Raw genomic sequence first — 21,509 nt, forward strand, 5'->3', positions numbered from 1 at the left:
CTCATCCAGCTCGTCGGGCTGCGGGGGCGCTGACCCCGCAGCCCGACGAGCTGGATGAGCGCGGCGGCGTCTGGGAGGGCTGGTACCGCTATTTCCCGTGGGAGGATCACCGCAAGGGCGAACCTCGCATCATCGCCGAGACCATCGCCCCGCGCCTTCGCGTCTGGGCCGACGAGTCCGGCTCCGCCGGCGGCCGTCAGGCGCGCTGGGACCGCGCCCGCATCGCCTTCGGCCTCGATGGCCGCGACTGGAACGGGCAGCGCGCGCTGGACCGCTATGAACTGCTCTACGAGGCGGGACTGGTTCCCGAAGTCTCCCTCGACCAGGCGCGGGACGGCGAAACGGCGGGGACGGCGGAAGAGAAAGCCGGGCTGGGCTGCCCGATGGCCTCGGATCACCGCCGTATCCTCGCCACCGCGATTTCACGCCTGCGGGCCAAGATCACCTACCGCCCGGTCCTGTTCGAGCTCGTCGGCGAAACCTTCACCCTGCGTGAGTTGCAGGACACGGCGGAAGCCATCCTTGGCTATCGCCTGCACGCGCAGAATTTCCGCCGCGCGCTGGACCGCTCCGGCATGGTTGAATCCACGGGCGAGATGGAGACAGAAACCGGCGGCCGCCCGGCGCAGCTCTACCGCTTCCGCCGCGAAATCCTGCGCGAGCAACCGGCGCTGGGCGTCGCCGCGCCCCGACTGCGCACGCCCTGAGGAGACCGCCATGACCGATATCCGGATCAAGCGCATCTATGAGGACGCGGCGGAGAGCGACGGTTATCGCGCGCTGGTAGACCGGCTCTGGCCGCGCGGGATCAGCAAGGACAGGGCGCAACTGGACGAATGGGCCAAAGACCTCTCGCCCAGCGACGAGATGCGCAAGGAATTCGGCCATGACGAGGACGCCTGGCCGCATTTCCAGAAAGCCTATCGCCAGCACCTCACCGCCAAAGCCTGTCAGGAGCGCATGAGAGAGCTTCTGGAGGCGGCGGGCGATGGCGCCCTGACCCTGCTGTTCGCCGCGAAGAATGAAGAGCGCAACAACGCCATCGTCCTGAAGGACGCGCTGGAGGACATGAAGAGCCCATAGGGCCGCGACTCTCTGTCCGTCATAAAAGTTTGCTTTTTCACCCTTGGCGCCTATATTTTGCTCAGATTGAGAAAAAGGGGCGGCTGGATGACAGCCCGACCCCTGAAAATGCGACCGGCTAATGCTCACATTGAGCATTAGAGACGCAAGGAGGAACGCCATGGACCGCGGCGTCACAGACATTCCGAACCGTGAGACCCAAGCCGAGGCCCCGCTGGCCTATACGGACGAGGTCAAACGCGAGACCGATCACCTCTATGAGCGCGTGAAGGATTTCATTCCGAAGATCGAATGGCCGATGCACGCCCCGCTGATCCACGCGATCAACAAGCTCAAGAAGGAGAAAGGCGCGGTCATTCTGGCGCATAACTACATGACGCCGGAAATCTTCAATTGCGTCGGCGACTTCACCGGCGACAGCCTGGCGCTGGCGCGGGAAGCGGCGGAAACCGATTCCGATCTGATCGTTCAGGCCGGCGTGCATTTCATGGCGGAGACGGCGAAAATCCTCTCCCCCGAGAAGACCGTTCTGATCCCCGATACGCGCGCCGGCTGCTCGCTGGCCGCCTCGATCACCGCCGAGGACGTGAAGCTGATCCGTCAGCGTTTCCCCGGCGTGCCGATCGTCACCTATGTGAACACCTCCGCCGAGGTGAAGGCCGAATCCGACATCTGCTGCACCTCCTCCAACGCCGTGCAGGTGGTGGAGAGTCTGGGCGCGGACCGGGTCTTCCTGATCCCCGACCAGTATCTGGCGAAAAACGTCGCCGCCCAGACGGATGTCGAAATCCTCACCTGGGCCGGGTCATGCGAAGTGCATGAGCGCTTTACGGCGGAGGACATCGCCTCCATGCGCGCCGCCAATCCGGGCGTCGTCGTTCTGGCGCACCCGGAGTGCCCGCCGGACGTGCTGACCGCGGCGGACTACGCCGGCTCCACCTCCGCCATGTCGAACTATGTGAAGCAGAAAAGCCCCAACCAGGTGGTGCTGATCACCGAGTGTTCGATGAGCGACAATGTCGCCGCGGAGAACCCGGACGTGAATTTCGTGCGACCCTGTAATCTCTGCCCGCACATGAAGCGGATCACGCTGCAGAATATCTATGACGCGCTGCGCTTCAATCAGCACGAGGTTGAGGTTGACCCGGCCGTCGCCGAAAAGGCGAAGGAAGCGATCCAGAAAATGCTGGACCTGCCCGAGCCGGAAGAGAAACGCGACTTCGACACCAAGCGCCCGCAGAAAAATATCGAGGTCGTCAGCCGCGACGCGGCCTGATCTTCGAACAGGCTGATCCAAGAATGGCCATTCACCGCCAGCGCCTGCCCGATGACGCCGTCCTGATCATCGGGGCGGGGCTGGCGGGTCTGTATCTGGCGCTGAATCTGAAACCCCGAAAAGCGGTCGTGCTGGCCGCCAAGCCGGTGTCCGAAGGCGCGGCCAGCGCCTGGGCGCAGGGCGGCGTGGCCGCGGCGCTGGCGGCCGGAGACTCGCCGCAGGCCCATGCCGCCGACACGGTGCGCGTGGGGGCGGGGCTGGTGGATCCGGCCATCGCGCAACTGATCGCGGAGGACGGGCCGGGCCTGGTGCGTAATCTTGCCTCGCTGGGCGTGCCGTTCGACCGGGACGCGGCGGGCGAATTCGTGCTGAGCCGGGAGGCCGCCCATTCGGCCGCTCGCGTAGCCCGGGTCTCCGGCGATCTGGCCGGGAAATCCATCATGGAGGTGCTGGTCGCCAGGGCGAAAGCCGCCGACTGGATCGAGCTGGCCGAGGGCAAGGCGCTGGACCTGCTGACCGACGGGAATGGTGAAATTGCGGGCGTGCTGGCCGCCACGGAAGACGGGCTAACGGAATTCACCACCGGCGAAGTGGTGATCGCCTCGGGCGGGGTCGGCGGGCTTTATGCGGTGACGACCAATCCCCCCTCCTCCCGCGGCGACGGGCTGGCCATGGCGGCGCGCGCCGGAGCGGTGATCGGGGAAGCCGAGTTTGTACAGTTTCACCCCACGGCCATGGATATTGGCCGCGACCCGGCGCCGCTGGCGACCGAGGCGTTGCGCGGCGATGGCGCCTTGCTGGTCGATGCGGACGGGGCGCGGCTGGTCGACCACGCCGAGGGCGAACTGGCCCCGCGCGACATTGTCGCCCGCGCCGTACACCGCGCCAAGGCCGCCGGCCGCCAGCCCTATCTGGACGCGCGCCACGCCATTGGCGAGGCGTTTCCCGACCGTTTCCCGACCGTCTTTTCCGCCTGCATGTCCGCCGGGATCGATCCGCGCCGGGACCTGATCCCTGTGGCCCCCGCCGCGCATTATCACATGGGCGGGGTGCGGGCGGACGCGCAGGGCGCGGCCAGCCTGCCCGGCCTGTCTGTCTGCGGCGAGGCGGCCTGCACGGGCGCGCATGGCGGCAACCGGCTGGCCTCCAATTCGCTGCTGGAGGCGATCGTGTTCGCCCGCCGGATCGCGGAGCGGCTGAAAGACAGCGATGTGGTCAGCCGGACCGCGCAATCGGCGGAGGCCCCGCCCCGCCTGCCGCGCGCCGATCTGGCGCAGTTGCGTGAAGCCATGGCGCGGCATGCGGGCGTGGAGCGGACCGCAAGCGGTCTTGCCGGGCTACTTGATGAGATTAGCGCCATGGAGGCGCGGACCGGCGGCGCAAATCCCTTGATCGCCGCGCGCCTGATCGCCGCCAGCGCCCTGATGCGCGAAGAGAGCCGCGGCGCGCACGCCCGCGCCGACCATCCCGAGACACACGCCGAGGCGCGCCGCAGCGCCATGACGCTGGCCGAGGCGCGCAACGCCGCCGCCCGCGCCGCCTGACCAGGAGTTTCAATGAGCGCCGTGCCCTATCCCGTTCTGGAGCCGATTATCCGCCGCGCGCTGGAGGAAGACCTGTCCGGCGGCGATGTGACCAGCCTGAGCTGTATCGACGCCAACGCCACGGCGCGCGCCGTGATGCGGGCGCGAAAGCCCGGCGTCGCCGCCGGTCTGGACGCCGCCCTGCTGTCTTTTCGCCTGGTGGAGCCGTCGCTGCGGGTCGAGTCGCTGAAGCGGGACGGCGACCCTCTGGAAGGAGGCGATGACGTTCTGGCCGTCAGCGGCAATGCCCGCGCCATCCTGATGGCGGAACGCACGGCGCTGAACTTCGCCACGCATTTAAGCGGCGTCGCCAGCCTGACCGCGCGCTATGTCGAGGCGATTTCCGGAACGGGCGCGAAGATCAGCCCCACGCGCAAGACGCTTCCCGGTCTGCGGGCGCTGCAGAAGGCGGCCGTGGAGGCGGGCGGGGGATCGCCCCACCGGTTCGCGCTGGGCGATGCGGTGATGATCAAGGACAACCATATCGCGGCGTCCGGCGGCATCGCCGAGGCGATTGAACGCGCCCGCAAGGCCGGCGGCCATATGCGCCGGATCAGCGTGGAGGTTGATACGCTGGACCAGCTGGATATTGCGCTGGACGCCGGGCCGGACGTGATCCTGCTGGACAATTTCTCAAACAAGGCGCTTGCCGAGGCCGTGAGGCGCAATCAGGGCCGCGCCGTGCTGGAGGCCTCCGGCGGGGTGAACCTGACCACCGTGCGCGGCATCGCGGAGACCGGCGTGGACGTGATCAGCGTCGGCGCGCTGACCCATTCCGCCCCGGCGCTGGATCTGGGTCTGGATTTCGAGGACTAGCCGCAAACGAAAACGGCCGGGCGTGACGCCCGGCCGTTTCCATCGATAAGTCCGCGGTGCGGAACTGTCAGATTACGCGTCCGTATCCGGCAGGCGGCCAGCGGCGCCCGGGAAACGGTAGAATTTGTGGCTGCCGATCACGCCGGTCTGCACCAGGCTGGGCGCCCAGTACGGGTTGATCGCGACCGTGTGATAGTGCGTCGCGCCATTGGTGGCCGGCTTGGCCAGACCCAGCATGGCGTGCGCGGCAACCTGATTGGCGTTGCGCCATGCAACGCCGCGCGGCTTGCGCGCCACCGAACCATCACAGGTAAAGGTGAACTGGCAGCCCGTATTGCGGTAGGAGCCCTGGTAGACGACGCCGCAGATCGTGTTCGGGTAGAGCGGGTGACGCACCCGGTTCATGACCACTTCGGCGACCGCCATCTGACCGGGGCGGGTTTCGGACCGCGCCTCGAAATAGACGGCGTCGGCCAGGCATTTGCGTTCTTTCGCCTGACGCTCGGCCTGATCGAAATGCGCCTGCGCGAAGGTCTGATAGGCGCCGATCACGTCACGGTCGCGGGCCAGAGAATCCAGCGACTGGTTGGACGTGTAGGCGCGCGCCATGCGCCAGATCTTTTCACTGCGATCACTGCTGGTGAGGCGGAACCCGTTTTCGCGCGCGGCGTTGGCGTCGATAGAGAACATGTCGACGAAGGTTTCGGCGCGCTGGTTCCATTCCGCGTTGTTTTCCTGCGTTTGCAGCCGGGATTGCGCCATCGGCAGCGCGAAGGCCATCAGGCCCAGCGCCGCGGCGGCGGACGCAAACTTAGCGGCGGCGCGCGCTTTGCGCGCACGTTTGGAAACTTCAAGCTTCATGGTTTGGTTTTCGCATCGACGCCGCGCGCAACACGCGGCAGACAATTTTCGGCGGCCCTCTTCTATTCCCTAAAACCAGAAATAAGGTTTGGCCCCGTTCGTGAGCAGGCAGGTAGGGGCATCCTTCCGGCATGTCAAATTACGAATCAACGCAAGGATAGCGCCAAACCTTACCCGATTCTCCAAATTTTTATTAGTTCCATAGGTTTGCGGGCCTTCAGTGCTGCACTGCAACAAACTGAAAAAAGTTCCCTTATCGCTGTTCCTGCGATGGAACCGTGGCTTCAGAGCCTGATTTTTGCGCCTGATTCTCGCGGGCGCAATAAATCGCTATTGGTTTTCCGAAATCGCCGCCTGGGCCGCCGCCAGCCGCGCGATTGGCACGCGGTATGGCGAACAGGACACATAATCCAGGCCCGTTTTCGAGCAGAATCGAATCGAGGCCGGGTCGCCGCCATGCTCGCCGCAAATGCCCAGCTTGATGTCGCCGCGCGTCTTGCGGCCACGCTCCACCGCGATCTCGATCAGGGCGCCGACGCCGGTCTGGTCCAGACTGACGAAGGGATCCTTCTCGTAGATATTGTTCTTGATGTAGTCGTTCAGGAACTTGCCGGAATCGTCGCGCGACAGGCCATAGGTGGTCTGGGTCAGGTCGTTGGTGCCGAAGGAGAAGAATTCCGCGTGCTCGGCCACTTCATCGGCGGTCAGCGCGGCGCGCGGCAGCTCAATCATCGTGCCCAGCATGTATTTCGGCGCAACGCCGGTCTTGCCGGTCACTTCCTTCGCCACCGCGTCCACGCGCTGTTTCAGGAATTTCAGCTCCGGCGCGATGGAGACCAGCGGGATCATCACCTCGACCAGAGGCTGGACGCCGGTTTCCTTTTCGACCGCGGCCTGCGCTTCGAAAATCGCGCGGGCCTGCATCTCGTAGATTTCAGGGAAGGTCACGCCCAGGCGGCAACCGCGATGGCCCAGCATGGGATTGGTCTCATGCAGGTCCGCGGCGCGCTTCATCAGCTGGTCGGCCGGCAGGCCCGTGGCCTCTGCGACCGCCTGAACGTCCTCCTCCGTATGCGGCAGGAATTCGTGCAGCGGCGGGTCCAGCAGGCGGATCGTGCAGGGCCGGTCCTCCATGATGCGGAAAATCTCGACGAAATCGTCCGTCTGATAGGGCTGGATCTTGGCCAGCGCCTTTTCTCGGCCTTCAACATCGTCGGCCAGAATCATCTCGCGCACCGCGGCGATGCGGTCGGCGTCGAAGAACATGTGCTCGGTGCGGCACAGGCCAATGCCCTCCGCGCCAAAATCCTTGGCGGTCTGCACGTCGTGCGGGGTCTCCGCATTGGTGCGGACCTTCAGCTTGCGCGCGCGGTCGGCCCACTCCATCAGCCGGGCGAAATCGCCCGACAGTTCGGGCTGGACCATTTTCGCCTGCCCCATGAAGACCTGACCGGTGGCGCCGTCGACGGTGATGATCTCGCCGCGCTGCACCTTACGGCCGGCCACGGTGAAGCGGCCCTGTGCTTCCTCGATCCGCATGTCGCCGGCGCCGCATACGCAGGGCGTGCCCATGCCGCGCGCCACCACGGCGGCGTGGCTGGTCATCCCGCCGCGGGAGGTGACGATGGCCTCCGCCGCGTGCATGCCGTGAATATCCTCGGGCGAAGTCTCTGTGCGGACCAGGATGACCTTCTCGCCGGCCTGCGCCATGTCGCGGGCGTCATCGGCGGTGAACACCACCTTGCCCCAGGCCGCGCCCGGCGAGGCCGGCAGGCCCTTGACCAGCAGGTCGCGCTCGCCCTCGGGGTCCAGCGTCGGGTGCAGCAGCTGATCCAGCGAGGCCGGCTCGACGCGCAGCACCGCTTCGTCCTCGGTAATCAGGCCATCGGCGGCCATATCGACCGCGATGCGAAGGGCGGCGCGGGCGGTGCGCTTCCCGTTGCGGGTCTGGAGGAGATAGAGATTGCCCTGCTCCACCGTGAACTCGATGTCCTGCATGTCCCGGTAATGGGTTTCCAGCCGGGTGAAAATCTTGTCCAGATCGGCATAGACCTCCGGCATGGCCTCCTCCATGGAGGGCATGTCGTCGCCCATTTCCTCGCGCGTCTTCTTCGTGAGGTTCTGCGGCGTGCGGATGCCGGCCACCACGTCCTCGCCCTGCGCATTGATCAGGAACTCGCCATAGACGCGGTTCTCGCCGGTGGACGGGTTGCGGGTGAAGGCAACGCCGGTGGCGGACTTCTCGCCCATATTGCCGAAGACCATGGCCTGAACGTTTACCGCCGTGCCCCAGCTGTGCGGGATGTCGTGCAGGCGGCGATAGGTGTTCGCGCGTTCGTTCATCCAGGAGCCGAAGACCGCGTCCATCGCGCCGTTCAGCTGTTCGCGCGGATCGGTGGGGAACGGGCGGTCGTGGTTCTCCGCCACGGCCTTCTTGTAGGCGGCGACGATCACTTCCCAGTCATCGGCGGAAAGCTCTGTGTCCAGATTGAAATCGTTCTCCGCCTTGTAGTCGTCCAGGATCTCCTCGAACACGGAATGGGAGACGCCCAGCACCACGTCGGAATACATCTGGATGAAGCGGCGATAGGAATCGAAGGCAAAGCGGCGGTCGCCGGAAAGTTTCGCCAGCCCCTCCGCCGTCTCGTCGTTCAGGCCGAGATTGAGGACCGTATCCATCATGCCCGGCATGGAGGCGCGGGCGCCGGAGCGGACCGAGACCAGAAGCGGGTTGGAGGGGTCGCCGAATTTCTTGCCGGCCTTTTCCTCCAGCTCGGCCAGGGCGGAGTCGATCTCCGCGGTCAGGCCGTCCGGATAGGTGCGGTCATTGTCGTAATAGGCGGTGCAGACTTCGGTGGTCAGGGTGAAGCCGGGCGGAACGGGCAGGCCCAGAGAGGCCATCTCGGCCAGGTTCGCGCCCTTGCCGCCCAGAAGATTCTTCAGCGAGGAATCGCCATCGGCCGAGCCGCCGCCGAACGCATAAATCCACTTCCGCTTGGAGCCTGACATAAAGCTGACTTTCCTTAAGCTCGCGATTCAATCCGGTCGAAATCCGCCACCGCGCGAAGGGATTCGCGAATCTGCCCCAGCAGGAGCAGGCGGTTGCGGCGCAGTCCCTCGTCCTCGGCGTTCACCGTGACCGCATCGAAGAAATCGTCGATGCGCGCCCGCAGCGGGGCGATAGCCGCCATGGCGCCCTCGAAGTCTTCCGCTTCGATGGCCGCCTCGGCGGACGGTTTGGCGTGTTGCAGCGCATCATACAAGGCCTTTTCCTGCGGTTCAGGCAGGTTCGACCCGTCCGGCGCGCCCGCGCCCTCAAACCCCTTCTTCTCTTCGGCTTTGAGGATATTGGCCGCCCGCGTGTAGCCGGCCAGCAAATTCTCCCCGTCCTCGGTCGCCAGGAAGGATTGCAGCGCCTCGACGCGCTTGACGATAGCGACAAGATCGTCCTCGCCGAGGGCGAAGACGGCGTCGATCAGGTCGTGGCGGATACCTTGTTCGCGGAGCGCGACTTTCAGGCGGTCGGCGAAGAAGGATAGGAGGTCAGATGCTCTATCCTGTTCCCATGCTTGCGGAGGAACGGTGAGGTCTCGGTCATGAGCAAGCAAAGTTGCCGTTTTTCGCGTGACCTCAATCAGTTCTTTCAACTCTTTTTGGGATACACCCTTGGCTAGCTGTTCTAGTGGAATCTCGATGCTGTTATTCAGCACCCGATCCATAATTGAAGCCATGTGTTCACGGCCAAGCGACACAAACCCACCGAAAAGGTGAATCCTCACATTGTTGGTGAGGAGCAACCGGATCACGCCTAACGCCGCCCTGCGCAGCGCATAGGGGTCTTTCGACCCGGTCGGCTTTTCATCAATCGCCCAGAAGCCGACCAGCGTATCCAGCTTGTCGGCCAGCGCGACGGCGACCGAGACCGGCTCTGTCGGGACTTCGTCGGAGGGGCCTTGCGGCTTGTAATGGTCGCGGATGGCGTTGGCGACGGCGTCCGGCTCGTTGAATTTCCTGGCGTAATACCAGCCCATCACGCCCTGAAGGTCGGTGAACTCGATGACCATCTGGGTGGTGAGATCGGCCTTAGCGAGCATCGCGGCGCGTTCGGCCTGATCCGGGTCCGCGCCGACGATGGGCGCGAGTTCTTTCGCCAGCGCGGCAACACGCTCGGCCTTGTCCTTCACGCTGCCGAGCTTGCGGTGGAAGACGACGTTTTCGAGGTCGTCGACGCGCTGATCCAGCGGGCGTTTGAGGTCTTCCTCCCAGAAGAAGCGGGCGTCTTCCAGGCGAGCGGTGAGGACGCGCTCATAGCCCTTTATGGAGGCGCCGCCGCCATCGGAGGGTTTCAGGTCCGCCACCGCGATGAAGCGCGGGGCGAGCTGGCCCGTCTTCGGGTCGGCGACCGCGAAATATTTCTGGTTCTTGCCCATGGTGAGGCGGATCGCCTCGTCCGGCAGGTCGAGGAATTTCTCGTCGAAGGCGCCCATGATCGGGTTCGGCCATTCGGCAAGACCGGCATTCTCGGCCAGCAGGGCGGCATCCTCCACCCAGTCCAGCCTGGCCTCCTTGCAGATCGCCTCGATCCCTTCGGCGATGCGCGCCTCGCGCTCGGCGGCGTCCAGCAGGACATGGCCGTCCGTCTCAAGCGTGTTGCGGTAGCTGGCGAAGTCCGAAACCTCGAACGGGCCCGGCCCGTGGACGCGGTGGCCCTCGGTGACATTGCCGCTCTTCACCCCGGCAAATTCGAACGGCACGACCGCGCCGTCGAACAGGCAGAGGATGCGGCGCAGCGGGCGGACCCAGCGCTCCGACCGGGCGCCCCAGCGCATGGATTTCGGCCACGGGAAGGACCGGCAGATCTCCGGCGCGATCTCCGCGATCACATCCGGCAGCTTGCGGCCCGGCTTTTCGATGATGGCGACGTAGAAATCGCCCTTCTTGTCCTCGCGCGTTTCGCAACTGTCGAGGCTCTCCAGCCCGGCGCCGCGCAGGAAACCCTCCACAGCCTTGTCCGGCGCGCCGACGCGCGGGCCCTTGCGCTCCTCGCGCACGTCCGGGGTCGCCCCCGGCAGGTCGTCGATGACCAGCGTCAGGCGGCGAGGGCCGGCGAAGCTCTGCACGGCGGCGGGCTTCACGCCGGCCTTTTCCAGCGCCTCGCTCATCAGGCGCGTCAGGTCGCGCGCGGCCTGACCCTGCATGCGCGCAGGGATTTCCTCGGAAAAGAGTTCAAGGAGAAGCTGCGGCATCAGGCCAGTCTCGTCGGTTTATAGGTGCGCTCGGTGGGCGGGCCGTCGCCGGTGTTCACCACCGAGTCCCGCTCGATCAGCAGGACATGCACTTCGTCGGTCACGGTCACGGGCCGGTGCTCCACCCCGCGCGGGACGATGATGAATTCGCCTTCGCTGATGGTTTTCTCGCCGTCGCGGAATTCCATGCGCAGCACGCCCTTGGTGACAAGGAACATCTCGTCTTCCCGCGCGTGCGCGTGCCAGTCGAACCCGCCGCGCAGCTTGGTCAGCTTCACGTGCTGGTCGTTCACCTGCCCGCCGATGCGCGGCTGCCACGCCTCGTCGAACGTCGCGAAGCTCTTTTCCAGATTGATGACGCGCGGGAGGGTCATGCGGCCTCTCCTGCGGAGAGCTTTACCCACCCCTCCGCGCAGCCTTTGGCGAGGTCGCGGACACGGGCGATGTAGGTGGGGCGTTCGGTGGCGGAGACGACGCCGCGGGCGTCCAGAAGATTGAAGAAGTGGGAGGCTTTCAGGGCGTAATCGAAAGCCGGCAGCGGCAGGTTCTTTTCCAGAAGCAGGGCCGATTGCGCCTCCGCGTCCTCGAAATGCCGCTTCAGGGCCTCGACATTGGCGTGCTCGAAATTGAATTCGGAAAACTGGCGTTCCTGCGGCAGAAAGATGTCGCCATAGGTGACGCCGTCATCGTTGTAGCGCAGGTCATAGACGTTATCGACGCCCTGCACGTACATCGCCAGACGCTCCAGCCCGTAGGTCAGCTCGCCGGAGACCAGATCCACGTCCAGCCCGCCGACCTGCTGGAAATAGGTGTACTGGCTGACTTCCATGCCGTCACACCAGACTTCCCAGCCAAGGCCCCAGGCGCCGACGGTCGGGTTCTCCCAGTCATCCTCGACGAAGCGGACGTCATGCAGGGCGCGGTCGATGCCGATGGCGTCGAGACTGCCGAGATACAGCTCCTGCAGGTTTTCAGGATTGGGCTTCAGGATGACCTGGAACTGGTAGTATTTCTGCAGCCGGTTCGGGTTTTCGCCATAGCGGCCGTCCGCCGGGCGGCGGGAAGGCTGGACGTAGGCGGCCTTCCACGGCTTCGGCCCCAGGCTCATCAGCGTGGTCGCCGGGTGCAGCGTGCCGGCGCCGACCTCCACGTCATAGGGCTGGAGAATGGCGCAGCCGCGCTCCGACCAGTAGGTCTGGAGACGGAAGATCAGGTCCTGGAACGAAGGCGCGTTACCGCCGTTGCGCTGGCTCATTTAGGGGCCGGATATCTCGCTGGGGACGTTCTTTGAAAAGTCGCGCGCACCCTACCCGGATGCGCCGGTGAATCAAGAAAGCGGCGCTTCTAGAGGAAGGCGATGACCGCGCCGCCCATGACAACGCCCAGCACGCCCTCGCCCATCACGGCCAGCGGATACCAGTTGGGCTGGCCCGGCTGCGGACCGGAAAACATCATCGTGGCGCTGATCGAGCCCACCGCGCCCGCCAGAATGAGGGCATGAACCATGGGGAAAGACGGGGCGATCAGGGCGCAGACAACACCGCCCAGAAACGCCGCCACGGCGCCGATGCCAAGATTGGCGTTGATATAGGCCGGGGTCGGATGCGGGCCGGTCAGCATCAGGCGGGAGGTAAGGAAATGCCCGCCCATGACCAGCGCGGCCATGACGATATACCCGATCAGGATGGACAGGATGCTCAAGCCGATGGCCATTCGTCCCTCGCGCGAATCGATGAAGGTTTGTGAGATTAACCCAAAACGCGGCCCGCCACCGCGTCCAGCTTCGCGACCAGCGCGGGATCGCGCGCATCGGCCGCGGTAAGGATGGCGAAGTCCAGCGCGCGCTCTATGCCCTGCGGGCTGGCCTCGCGGGTTTCGGGCAGCGATTCCGCCAAATGGCGGATCGTGGATTTCGCCTTGTCGGCATTGCCTTTCAGGATCGCCAGAATCTCGCTGACGTCCAGATCGTCGCCGTCGCGCCAGCAATCATAGTCGGTGACCATGCAGAGCGAGGCGTAAGGGATCTCCGCCTCCCGCGCCAGCTTGGCCTCGGGCATGTTGGTCATGCCGACCACCGAGCAGCCCCAGCTCTTGTGCAGGCGGGATTCCGCGCGGGTGGAGAATTGCGGGCCTTCCATGGCCAGATACGTCCCGCCCTCGGTCACGTCCGCGCCGGCCTTGCGCGCGGCCGCGGCGGCGAAACCCGAGAGCCGCGCGCAGACCGGGTCGCTGACCGAGACATGGCCGACGCAGCCCGGCCCGAAGAAGCTCTTTTCGCGGTTGATGGTGCGGTCAACGAACTGATCGACCAGCAGAAAGGCCCCCGGCGGAAGCTCCTCTTTCAGGGAGCCGCAAGCGGAAATCGACAGGATGTCGGTGACGCCGGCGCGCTTCAGCGCGTCGATATTGGCGCGGTAATTGACGCCCGAGGGCGGCAGGGGATGTCCCCGCCCGTGACGCGGCAGGAAGACCAGCGAAACGCCGCCAATCTCCCCCCGTATCAGCGCGTCGGAGGGATCGCCCCAGGGGGTCTCTATCCGCTCCTCGCGGACATTCTCCAGCCCGTTGATCTCATAGAGACCGGAGCCGCCGATAACGCCGAGGGTCCAGGCGGACATCGCCGCGCTCTTTCCCCTAGTGCTCGACGTCGCGCCAGACTTCCTTGTAGGCGAGGAAGGTGAGGCCGGACAGGATGATCAGGAAGATGATCACGCCAAAACCCATGCGCTTACGCGTTTCCATATGCGGCTCGGACGCCCAGGCCAGGAAGGTGGTGACGTCTTCCGCCATCTGCTCCGGCGTGGCTTCCGTGCCGTCCTCATAGGTGACACGGCCTTCGGTCAGCTGCGGCGGCATGGCGATCCAGTGGCCGGCGAAATATTCGTTGTAATAAAGGCCCGCGCGCGGGGGCTCCTCGCCTTCCGGCGCTTCCTCGTACCCGGTCAGCAGGGCATCGAGATAATCGGCCCCGCCGCCGCGCGCCTTGACGATCACTGACAGGTCGGGCGGATGCGCGCCGCCATTGGCCGCGCGCGCCGCGTTGTCGTTCGGGTACGGCGCGGGGAAACGGTCCGATGTCTGGCCCGGACGCATGAACATGTCGCCCAGATCGTCCGGCCCGTCCTCGATCTGGAACTCGGCGGACAGCGCCTTGATCACCGGATTGTCGTTCGGGTTCGGATAGTCCTCGTCATGGAAGGGACCGCCCTCCTGGCCCAGCATGCGGAAATACATGTAGTCCATGCTGTGGCAGGCGGCGCAGACCTCGCGATAGACCTGATAGCCGCGCTGCAGCGAGGCGCGGTCGAACACGCCGAACGGACCTTCAAACGACCAGTCCTGGTTCGGGGCGTGCACCTCTTCCTCCGCGGCGATGGCCGTGGTGGAGGTCAGAAGCGCAACAGCGATGAGAAATACGCGCATCATGTCAGACTTCATCTCTCTCTTACTCGGCCGGCGCAGGCGTTGCGGCGGTATCTGAACGCGGTTTCCCGCGGTCCCCGTGGATCGAATCGGCAATGGAGGCGGGACGCGGTTTTGGCGTCTCGATCAGGCCGACGATGGGCAGGATCAGCAGGAAGTAGGCGAAGTAGTACACGGTCGCCAGACGCGAGGCGTGGAGCACCCAGCCTTCCGGATTCTGGCCACCGCAATAACCCAGCAGCAGGCAGACGCCGGCAAAGATCAGGAAGAACCAGCGCATCACCGGACGGTAGCGCATGGAGCGCACCCGGGAGGTGTCCAGCCAGGGCAGGATGAACAGCACCAGGATGGACGAGAACATCGCGATGACGCCCATCAGCTTGTTCGGGATGGCCCGCAGGATCGCGTAGAAGGGCAGGAAATACCATTCCGGCACGATATGCGACGGCGTCACCAGCGGATCGGCCGGGATATAGTTGTCCGCATGGCCCAGGATGTCGGGCATGTAGAAGACGAACACCGCGAACAGGATGAAGAACAGCAGCAGGGCGAACCCGTCCTTCACCGTGTAGTACGGGTGGAACGGAACCGTGTCCTTGCCGGACTTCACGCTGACCCCGGTCGGGTTGTTGTTGCCCGGCACGTGCAGCGCCCAGACATGCAGCGCCACGACGGCGGCGATGGCGAAGGGCAGCAGATAGTGCAGGGAGAAGAAGCGGTTCAGTGTCGGATTGTCGACGGAGAAGCCGCCCCACAGCCACGTCGTGATCGTCTCGCCAATGATCGGCAGCGCGCCGAACAGATTGGTGATCACCACCGCGCCCCAGTAGGACATCTGGCCCCACGGCAGCACATAGCCCATGAAGGCGGTCGCCATCATCAAGAGGAAGATGACCACGCCGAGGATCCACAGGATCTCCCGCGGCGCCTTGTAGGAGCCGTAATACAGGCCCCGGAACATGTGCAGATAGACCGCCAGGAAGAACATCGAGGCGCCATTGGCGTGGATATACTGGATCATCCAGCCCCACGGCACGTCGCGCCGGATGCGCTGCACGCTCTCAAACGCATAATCGACGTGCGCCACATAATGCATGGCCAGCACGATGCCGGTGACGATCTGCACCACCAGGATCAGCGAGAGAATGCCGCCGAACGTGTACCAGTAGTTCAGGTTCTTCGGCGTCGGGAAATTGATCATCGTGTCCTGGCTGAAGCGCACGATGGGCAGGCGCGAATCCAGCCATTTTTCGATGCCGGTCTTGGGTTCGTAGGTCGAAGGGCCGCTCATGGGTCAGATCACCCGATCTTTACGACAGTGTCAGAAAGGTACTCATAACCCGGAACTTCCAGGTTTTTCGGCGCGGGGCCTTTGCGGATGCGCCCGGCCGTATCGTAGTGCGAACCGTGGCACGGGCAGAACCAGCCGTCATAGTCGCCGGACCGGTTGCCCAGCGGCACGCAGCCCAGATGGGTGCAGATGCCGACCATGATCAGGAATTGCGGCTGATACTCGCCGCCGGACAGCGGAACCAGGCGTTCCTGGTCGGTGGCCGGGTCGCGCAGACCGGAGACATCGACGGAGCGCGCCTCCTCGATCTCTGCCGGGGTGCGGTGACGCACGAAAACCGGCTTGCCGCGCCACATGACGGTGATCTGCTGGCCTTCGGCGACCTGCGACAGATCGACCTCGGTCGAGGCCAGCGCCAGCGTGTCGGCGGCCGGGTTCATCTGGTCGATAAACGGCCACAGGGTCAGCGCGCCGCCGGCGGCCGCCGCGGCGCCGGCTGCGATATAGATGAAATCGCGGCGGGATGGTTCGCTCACCGGCTGTAATCCTCTTCTCTCGTGCGCGCGTGAATTTGAAGTTTCGCGCGGCGGCCTTCCCCTTCGGCTCGAGCCCCCGCTCCGCGCTTGCACTGAATTACTAGTCTCAAGACGCCGCCGCGGCCAGCGACGGCTCGCCGCATCACGCAGCTTGGAACAACAGAGAACGCGGCTTAATGCGCGCGGCGTCGATTTTCAACCGTATTACGCGCATTTACGGCGCCTGATACGGATTCCCCCATCCCGAAGGGCGGGCTTTTTCATAAGCCTCAAGAAAGGGCTGCATATGTTCTTCATAGCGCCGCCACCCCCCGATGGACTTGGTGGAAATCGGCTGGCGCACCTGGGTTTTGGAGGCGGTCTTCACCGCGCGGTCGGTCTTGTAGAAATTATTCTGCACATCCTCGACCGGCAGTCCGGCGTGTTCGAGGAGCTTCGGCGCCCAGACATCCGGCTCGGCGGCCAGTGATTCGTAAGGGATGAACAGCAGCTTTTCCGGGAACAGCTCCAGAAAATAACGCTGCAAGTCCTCCACCTGCACCATCCGCTCGGCAATGCGCTCCCACGCCCAGGTCCAGTCATGGCGGACCAGGAAGCGCGTCTTCAGCACCGAAAGCGCCACGTCGCGCGGGTCGCGGCGGATCCAGACGAAACTGGCGTTAGGCAGCGCCGCCATCGCCGCGCCGGCGTGGTAGGGCAGGTCCAGCGCTTTGTCGACGACGCGGCCCTCGCTCTCCGGGCCGAACTCTTCATCGACAAAACGCAGATAGATCTGGCCCAGCTTTCCGAACGGATCGCCGCCGGGGCCGCCGAAATTGCGCTGGAAATGATTGAGGCGTTGCGGGTCCAGCCGCCCCAGCGGGAACGCCGCCACGCGCATGGCGTCCAGCTCTCCGCCGTCCTTTACCTGGCTGTGCGTGGTCAGCAGCTGCTCCAGCAGCGTGGTGCCCGAGCGCGGCATGCCGAATATGAAGATGGGGCGCGAGGATTCCGCGCCCATTCCGCGATCCTCGAGTTTTTTATAGAGCGCGGCGCTGAAGGTCCGCTTGATGCGTTCCACATAGGCGCGCTCGCCCGCGACATCATAGGGCCGCTCGGCCGCCATGATCGCCTGACCTTCCGCGTAATTCTCATACGCCTTGTCGTATTCCCCGATGCGGTCATAGGCGTCGCCCAGCGCATAATGCAGATTGGACAATTCCTTGGTCTTGGAGGCGCCGGCCTTTCTCAGGCGGTCGCGCAGCGCCTCCATCTGGCCATACGCCTTGTCGCCCAGTTCGAACTTTTCCAGCTTGACCAGCTGGTTCCAGCTTTCGACGTCGTTCGGGTCCAGTTTCACGACCCGCCAGAACATGTCCTTCGCGCAGTCCATGTCGCCCAGGAAGAAGGCGAAATTTCCGGTGCGGAAGGCGGCCGGGGCGGATGTGGGGTGCTTTTTCTGCAGCGCCTGCGCGATCTCGAACGCCTCTTCGGTCCGTCCGGCGGAATTCAGCATGCGGCTGAGCTTCATGCGGCGGTCATCATCGCGCGGCTTGGCGGCGGCGAATTTTCGTTGCGCGCGGACGGCGGAAAAGCGGTCCCCCGCGTCGGCGGCAAGATCGGCCACCAGCCCCCAGCGGTCGCCGATATCCTCGTCCCGCGACACGATCGCGCGAACAATATCGATCACCTGCATGGCGCGGCCCGCCTTGGTGGCGTCAATCGCCGCCTGGATGGCGTCCTCGATGGGGGGCGTTTGAGCTTGGTCGGCCAAGAGCGTCGTCCGTCTAGTTGTCGCTGGAATAGGTCTGGTAGGCGTCGATAAAGGGTTGGAGGTGTTTTTCATAGGCCTTCCAGCGCCCGATCGACTTGGTCGAGATAGGCTGGCGGGCCGATTCCAGCGACGCCGTGGCGATGGCCTTGTCGCTCTTGTGGAAGCGGTCCTGCACGGGTTCCGGCTCCAGTCCGCAATGGGTGAGTATCTTCGGGATCCAGACATCGGGCTCGCGCGCCAGGTCCTCATATTCCACTTTCAGGATGGCGTCGGGGAACAGGCCCGCGAAATGCTCCCGCAGTTTTTCAAAATGCGCCATGCGATGGGCGATATCCTGCAGCCGCCAGCTCCAGTTCTGCTGGTTCAGCAGCCGGATCCGGAAATTCGACCACGCCACGTCGCACGGATCGCGGCGAATCCAGACGACCGGCGCCTGCGGCAGGCCGGCCCGGATCACGCCCGCCATGAAGGGCAGGTTGATCGCCTTGTCCACGATCTTTCCGTCCGGGCCGAACTGTTCGCCGATCAGTTGCTGATAGACATCGCCGACCACCGACCAGGGACCGTTCTCCCGTCCCGCGAAACGCTTTTCGAACTCCTCCATCCGCTCCGGCTGGAAGCGCCCGAGAGGGTAGGAAGCGATGCGCATCGCCGACAGCTCTCCGCCATCCGCCACGGCGCTGTGCGCGGACAAAAGCCGCTGCAGCAGCGTGGTGCCGGAGCGCGCCATGCCCAGAACGAACAGCGGCCGGTCGCCCGGCGCGCCGGCGCCGGGGCGCGACTGGTAAAAATAGGCGCCGAAAGTGTCGATAATCGTGTCGACATAATCGTCGAAAGCGTCGGCGTGATACGGGTCATGCGCCGCCATGATCTTCGATCCGGCGTCGAAATGAGCAAACGCGTCGTCCCGCTCCTCCAGCTTGTGGAAGGCGTCGCCCAGCGCAAATTCCAGCGCCGCGCGCTGTGTCGGCGCGGCGTTCTCCAGCTTGGGGCGAACCGCCTGCATCGCGGCGATATCTTCCCGCTGCCGCCCCGACCGGTCGAGATTCTGAAGGTGCGACCAGGCGTCGGGGTTCATCGGGTCGGCCTCGACCACTTCCCGGAACAGCTCGGCCGCGCGCTCAATCATGCCGAGATGCGAGGCCAGGAACGCAACGCGGAATTTCGCCCCCGGCACGTTCGGGGCCTGGGCCAGCACCGCCTCGGCGATCTTCATGCCCTCATCGGTGCGCCCATAACCGCCCAGCATCCGGGCCAGCGCAAAACGGTGATTGAGATCGCCCGGCGCATGCGCGATCAGTTTTCGCTGCGCGACGATTGCAGTGCGCATATCGCCGATATCGGCGGCCATTTTCGCCACATCCCCCCAGCGCGCGCCCAGATCGGGCGACTGGGCGGTCAAACGCCGCACCGCGCCCAGCGTGACGTCCCGGCGATTGCCGGCCAGGGCCTGCCGCGCGCGTTGCAACAATGTCCCGGGATCCGGCGCGGCGTTGTTCAACGGTCAGTCCCGTAATAGGCGTCCAGAAACGGCTGGAGATGCGCCTCATAGCGCTTCCAGCGGTCCACGGCCCGTGTGTGGATCGGTTCGCGCACCTGCGTCATCGCCGCGGTCGAGACGCCTTTCCGGGACTTGTGGAAGTCCAGCACGCCGGGCTCCATCTCCAGCCCGCAATGCGTAACGATGCGCCGCGCCCCCTCTTCCGGCGCGGCGGTCAGCGATTCATAGGGCGCGGTGAGGACGCGGTCCGGCAACAGGGCGGCAAAATGCTCGTGCAATTGGTCAACGGCCCTGATCCGGGCGGCCAGACGCTGCTGGCCGTAGCTCCAGCCATGCTGGCCCGCGAACATGACGCGCAGCGACGACCAGGCGATGGCGCCGGGATCGCGCTGCATCCAGATTATCGGCGCCTCGCTCAGCATCTTGGCGATGAGCCCGACCTTGAACGTGTTGTTCAGCGCCTTGTCCACGACATGGCCGCGCAGGCCGAACTGTTCCGACATCAGCTCCAGATATCGCCCGCCCATCTTGCCCAGCGGGTCGTCGGATTTGGAAAATTCCAGAAAGGCCTGGATACGGTCGCCACGGCACGTCCCCAGCGCGTGGGTCGCCACCTGCATGAAGGGCAGCTCCCCGCCGCCGGCCGACCCGCTATGCGCGCCCAGAATCTGCTCCACCAGCGTGGTGCCCGACCGCGGCATGCCGACAACGAAGATGCTGCGCTTGCCCGGCGCGCCTGCGCCGCGCGTGTTCCGAAAAAAGGAGTCGTCGAACGTGCGGCGAAGGTCGTCGACATAGGTCTGCAGGTCGTCGGCGCTGAAAGGCGTTTCCTTCGCCATCATCTCCGCGGCCTGGCTGACATAGGCGAAGCCTTCATCGACCTCGTCCAGATCGTCCAGCGCCTTGCCGATGCCAAAGCCGATCGCCGCTTTTTCCCGGCCATCGGGAATCTGGCCCGAGTCCCAGGCCTTCTTCATGGCGTCGATGTCGGGATCGCCGGCTTCAAAACGCTTCAGCCAGGCGATCAGATGCCAGGCCGACCCATAGGTGGGGCGCATCGCCACGGCTTTGTGGAGATAGTTGAGCGCCCGGTCGGTTTCCCCGGCGCGCGCAGCGCAACTGGCCGCGAAAAAGGCAAGGCGCGGCTCGTGCGGAACCTGCTGAAACAGGGCCTCGGCAAGGGGCAGCGCCTCCCGCGCCTTGTCTGCGTCCAGAAGAATGCGCGCCAGCAACAGCGTGCGGTCCGGCTCGTCCCGATTGAGGGCCAGATAGCGGCGCGCGGCGTTTTCGGCCGCGAAATAATCGTAGGAATCCTTGGAAAGCTCCGCCACGTCCTTCCACTTGTCGCCCAGCTGCGCGCGGCTGCGCAAAAGTCCGCGCATCCGCGCCGCGGTGATATTGGGCGCCCCCTTCTTCAGGGCGGCCCGGGCCTCGGTCAGCGCGGCGTCGATACGCGCCTCGACCTCGCCGGGCGCTAAATTCTGTCCTGTGGCGCTCACGTTTTCAGTTCCCCTCGCCCCTGAACGGTGTGCTGCGCGCGTTTTGGCGCGGCGATACGTTTTTGACAATCATTGCAGCGGCCAACAACCGCCCGCCCGCGTCTTCATGAATGATACGGCTCGCCCCATTCCTCGGGCCAGATACGCTCGAAAATATCCGTGAAAGGCTGCAGGAAGCCGTCCCAGCGCCGCCATTGCCCGATATTGCTGGCCGTTATCGGCTGCCGGACCTGCATGAGCGAGGCCGTATTGACCACTTGCGGCCCCTTGTAGAAATCGGTCTGCACAGGTTCAGGGGGCAGGCCGCAGTGATCCAGCAAACGCGGCGCCGCCGTGTCAGGTTCGGAAACCAGCGCCTCGTATTGCAGGTCAAGAATGCGCTCGGGAAACAGCGCCATGTAATGCCGCTTCAGGGCCTCGGCGTGCACGATCCTGTGGGCGATCCGCTCCCAGCTCCAGGTCCAGTCGGCGCGGCGCGGGAATGGCGTCTTGTATATCGACAGCGCCGTATCGCGGGGATCGCGGCTGAGCCAGACAAAGGACGCTTCGGGCAGACCCGCCAGCGCGGGCCCGGTCAGCAGCGGTATCTCCAGCGACTTGTCCACGACGCGGCCCTGCGCGCCATAAATTTCCGAGACAAA

The 21,509-nt window shown here is 64.9% G+C and carries 19 protein-coding genes; 5 read left to right on the plus strand and 14 right to left on the minus strand.

The genetic code is table 11. The annotated features are described in order from the left end of the window. From H2040_RS11810 to nadC, 5 genes are all read left to right on the plus strand, one after another. A partial coding sequence (locus tag H2040_RS11810; protein WP_287157589.1) for an NUDIX hydrolase occupies window positions 1-707 on the plus strand: 707 nt, incomplete at its 5' end. A 10-nt stretch (window positions 708-717) separates the two neighbouring features. Further along, window positions 718-1,083 carry a DUF488 domain-containing protein gene (locus tag H2040_RS11815; RefSeq protein ID WP_287157591.1) on the plus strand — a complete coding sequence of 122 codons (366 nt, stop codon included), beginning with the start codon at window positions 718-720 and terminating at the stop codon, window positions 1,081-1,083. A 121-nt stretch (window positions 1,084-1,204) separates the two neighbouring features. Next, window positions 1,205-2,359: a quinolinate synthase NadA gene (nadA, locus tag H2040_RS11820; protein ID WP_502709335.1), complete on the plus strand. Its 1,155-nt coding sequence runs from the start codon at window positions 1,205-1,207 to the stop codon at window positions 2,357-2,359. Window positions 2,360-2,388: 29 nt separating this feature from the next. Then, window positions 2,389-3,903 (plus strand): L-aspartate oxidase, encoded by a 1,515-nt coding sequence (locus H2040_RS11825; RefSeq protein WP_502709336.1) that lies wholly within the window; start codon window positions 2,389-2,391, stop codon window positions 3,901-3,903. A 12-nt stretch (window positions 3,904-3,915) separates the two neighbouring features. Further along, complete coding sequence (gene nadC, locus H2040_RS11830) at window positions 3,916-4,758, plus strand: carboxylating nicotinate-nucleotide diphosphorylase (protein ID WP_287157596.1); 843 nt, start codon at window positions 3,916-3,918, stop codon at window positions 4,756-4,758. 72 nt (window positions 4,759-4,830) lie between these two features. Here nadC and H2040_RS11835 read toward each other — a convergent pair whose 3' ends face one another. The 14 genes from H2040_RS11835 to H2040_RS11900 form a co-directional block, all read right to left on the minus strand. Further along, window positions 4,831-5,619 (minus strand): cell wall hydrolase, encoded by a 789-nt coding sequence (locus H2040_RS11835; RefSeq protein WP_022698845.1) that lies wholly within the window; start codon window positions 5,617-5,619, stop codon window positions 4,831-4,833. 330 nt (window positions 5,620-5,949) lie between these two features. Beyond that, a complete protein-coding gene (gene ppdK, locus H2040_RS11840; RefSeq protein ID WP_287157599.1) occupies window positions 5,950-8,628 on the minus strand; it encodes a pyruvate, phosphate dikinase in 2,679 nt (892 codons plus the stop codon). A 14-nt stretch (window positions 8,629-8,642) separates the two neighbouring features. Beyond that, entirely contained in the window at window positions 8,643-10,865 is a 2,223-nt protein-coding gene (glyS, locus tag H2040_RS11845; RefSeq protein WP_287157601.1) for a glycine--tRNA ligase subunit beta, read from the minus strand. Continuing rightward, on the minus strand, window positions 10,865-11,239 hold the full coding sequence (locus tag H2040_RS11850; RefSeq protein WP_287157602.1) for a cupin domain-containing protein: 375 nt from the start codon (window positions 11,237-11,239) through the stop codon (window positions 10,865-10,867). Before H2040_RS11850 ends, glyS begins: the two co-directional genes overlap by 1 nt. Beyond that, a complete protein-coding gene (locus H2040_RS11855; protein WP_287157603.1) occupies window positions 11,236-12,120 on the minus strand; it encodes a glycine--tRNA ligase subunit alpha in 885 nt (294 codons plus the stop codon). The genes H2040_RS11850 and H2040_RS11855 overlap by 4 nt, the downstream gene beginning before the upstream one ends. 89 nt (window positions 12,121-12,209) lie before the next feature. Then, window positions 12,210-12,578 (minus strand): hypothetical protein, encoded by a 369-nt coding sequence (locus tag H2040_RS11860; RefSeq protein ID WP_287157604.1) that lies wholly within the window; start codon window positions 12,576-12,578, stop codon window positions 12,210-12,212. Between the two features lie 35 nt (window positions 12,579-12,613). After that, window positions 12,614-13,483, minus strand: a complete 870-nt coding sequence (locus tag H2040_RS11865; RefSeq protein ID WP_287157606.1) for an S-methyl-5'-thioadenosine phosphorylase — start codon at window positions 13,481-13,483, stop codon at window positions 12,614-12,616. A 16-nt stretch (window positions 13,484-13,499) separates the two neighbouring features. Beyond that, window positions 13,500-14,288, minus strand: a complete 789-nt coding sequence (locus H2040_RS11870) for a cytochrome c1 (RefSeq protein ID WP_287157608.1) — start codon at window positions 14,286-14,288, stop codon at window positions 13,500-13,502. 22 nt (window positions 14,289-14,310) lie between these two features. Further along, window positions 14,311-15,579 carry a cytochrome b gene (locus H2040_RS11875; protein WP_287157610.1) on the minus strand — a complete coding sequence of 423 codons (1,269 nt, stop codon included), beginning with the start codon at window positions 15,577-15,579 and terminating at the stop codon, window positions 14,311-14,313. Window positions 15,580-15,587: 8 nt separating this feature from the next. Then, complete coding sequence (gene petA, locus H2040_RS11880) at window positions 15,588-16,115, minus strand: ubiquinol-cytochrome c reductase iron-sulfur subunit (RefSeq protein ID WP_287157612.1); 528 nt, start codon at window positions 16,113-16,115, stop codon at window positions 15,588-15,590. A 214-nt stretch (window positions 16,116-16,329) separates the two neighbouring features. Beyond that, window positions 16,330-17,868 carry a tetratricopeptide repeat-containing sulfotransferase family protein gene (locus H2040_RS11885; protein WP_287157614.1) on the minus strand — a complete coding sequence of 513 codons (1,539 nt, stop codon included), beginning with the start codon at window positions 17,866-17,868 and terminating at the stop codon, window positions 16,330-16,332. A 13-nt stretch (window positions 17,869-17,881) separates the two neighbouring features. Next, on the minus strand, window positions 17,882-19,339 hold the full coding sequence (locus H2040_RS11890) for a tetratricopeptide repeat-containing sulfotransferase family protein (protein ID WP_287157615.1): 1,458 nt from the start codon (window positions 19,337-19,339) through the stop codon (window positions 17,882-17,884). A 26-nt stretch (window positions 19,340-19,365) separates the two neighbouring features. Then, window positions 19,366-20,868 (minus strand): tetratricopeptide repeat-containing sulfotransferase family protein, encoded by a 1,503-nt coding sequence (locus tag H2040_RS11895; protein WP_287157617.1) that lies wholly within the window; start codon window positions 20,866-20,868, stop codon window positions 19,366-19,368. 104 nt (window positions 20,869-20,972) lie between these two features. Next, a partial coding sequence (locus H2040_RS11900; protein ID WP_287157619.1) for a sulfotransferase family protein occupies window positions 20,973-21,509 on the minus strand: 537 nt, incomplete at its 5' end.

Source organism: Euryhalocaulis sp., assembly GCF_013911995.1.
Classification (GTDB): domain Bacteria; phylum Pseudomonadota; class Alphaproteobacteria; order Caulobacterales; family Maricaulaceae; genus Euryhalocaulis; species Euryhalocaulis caribicus.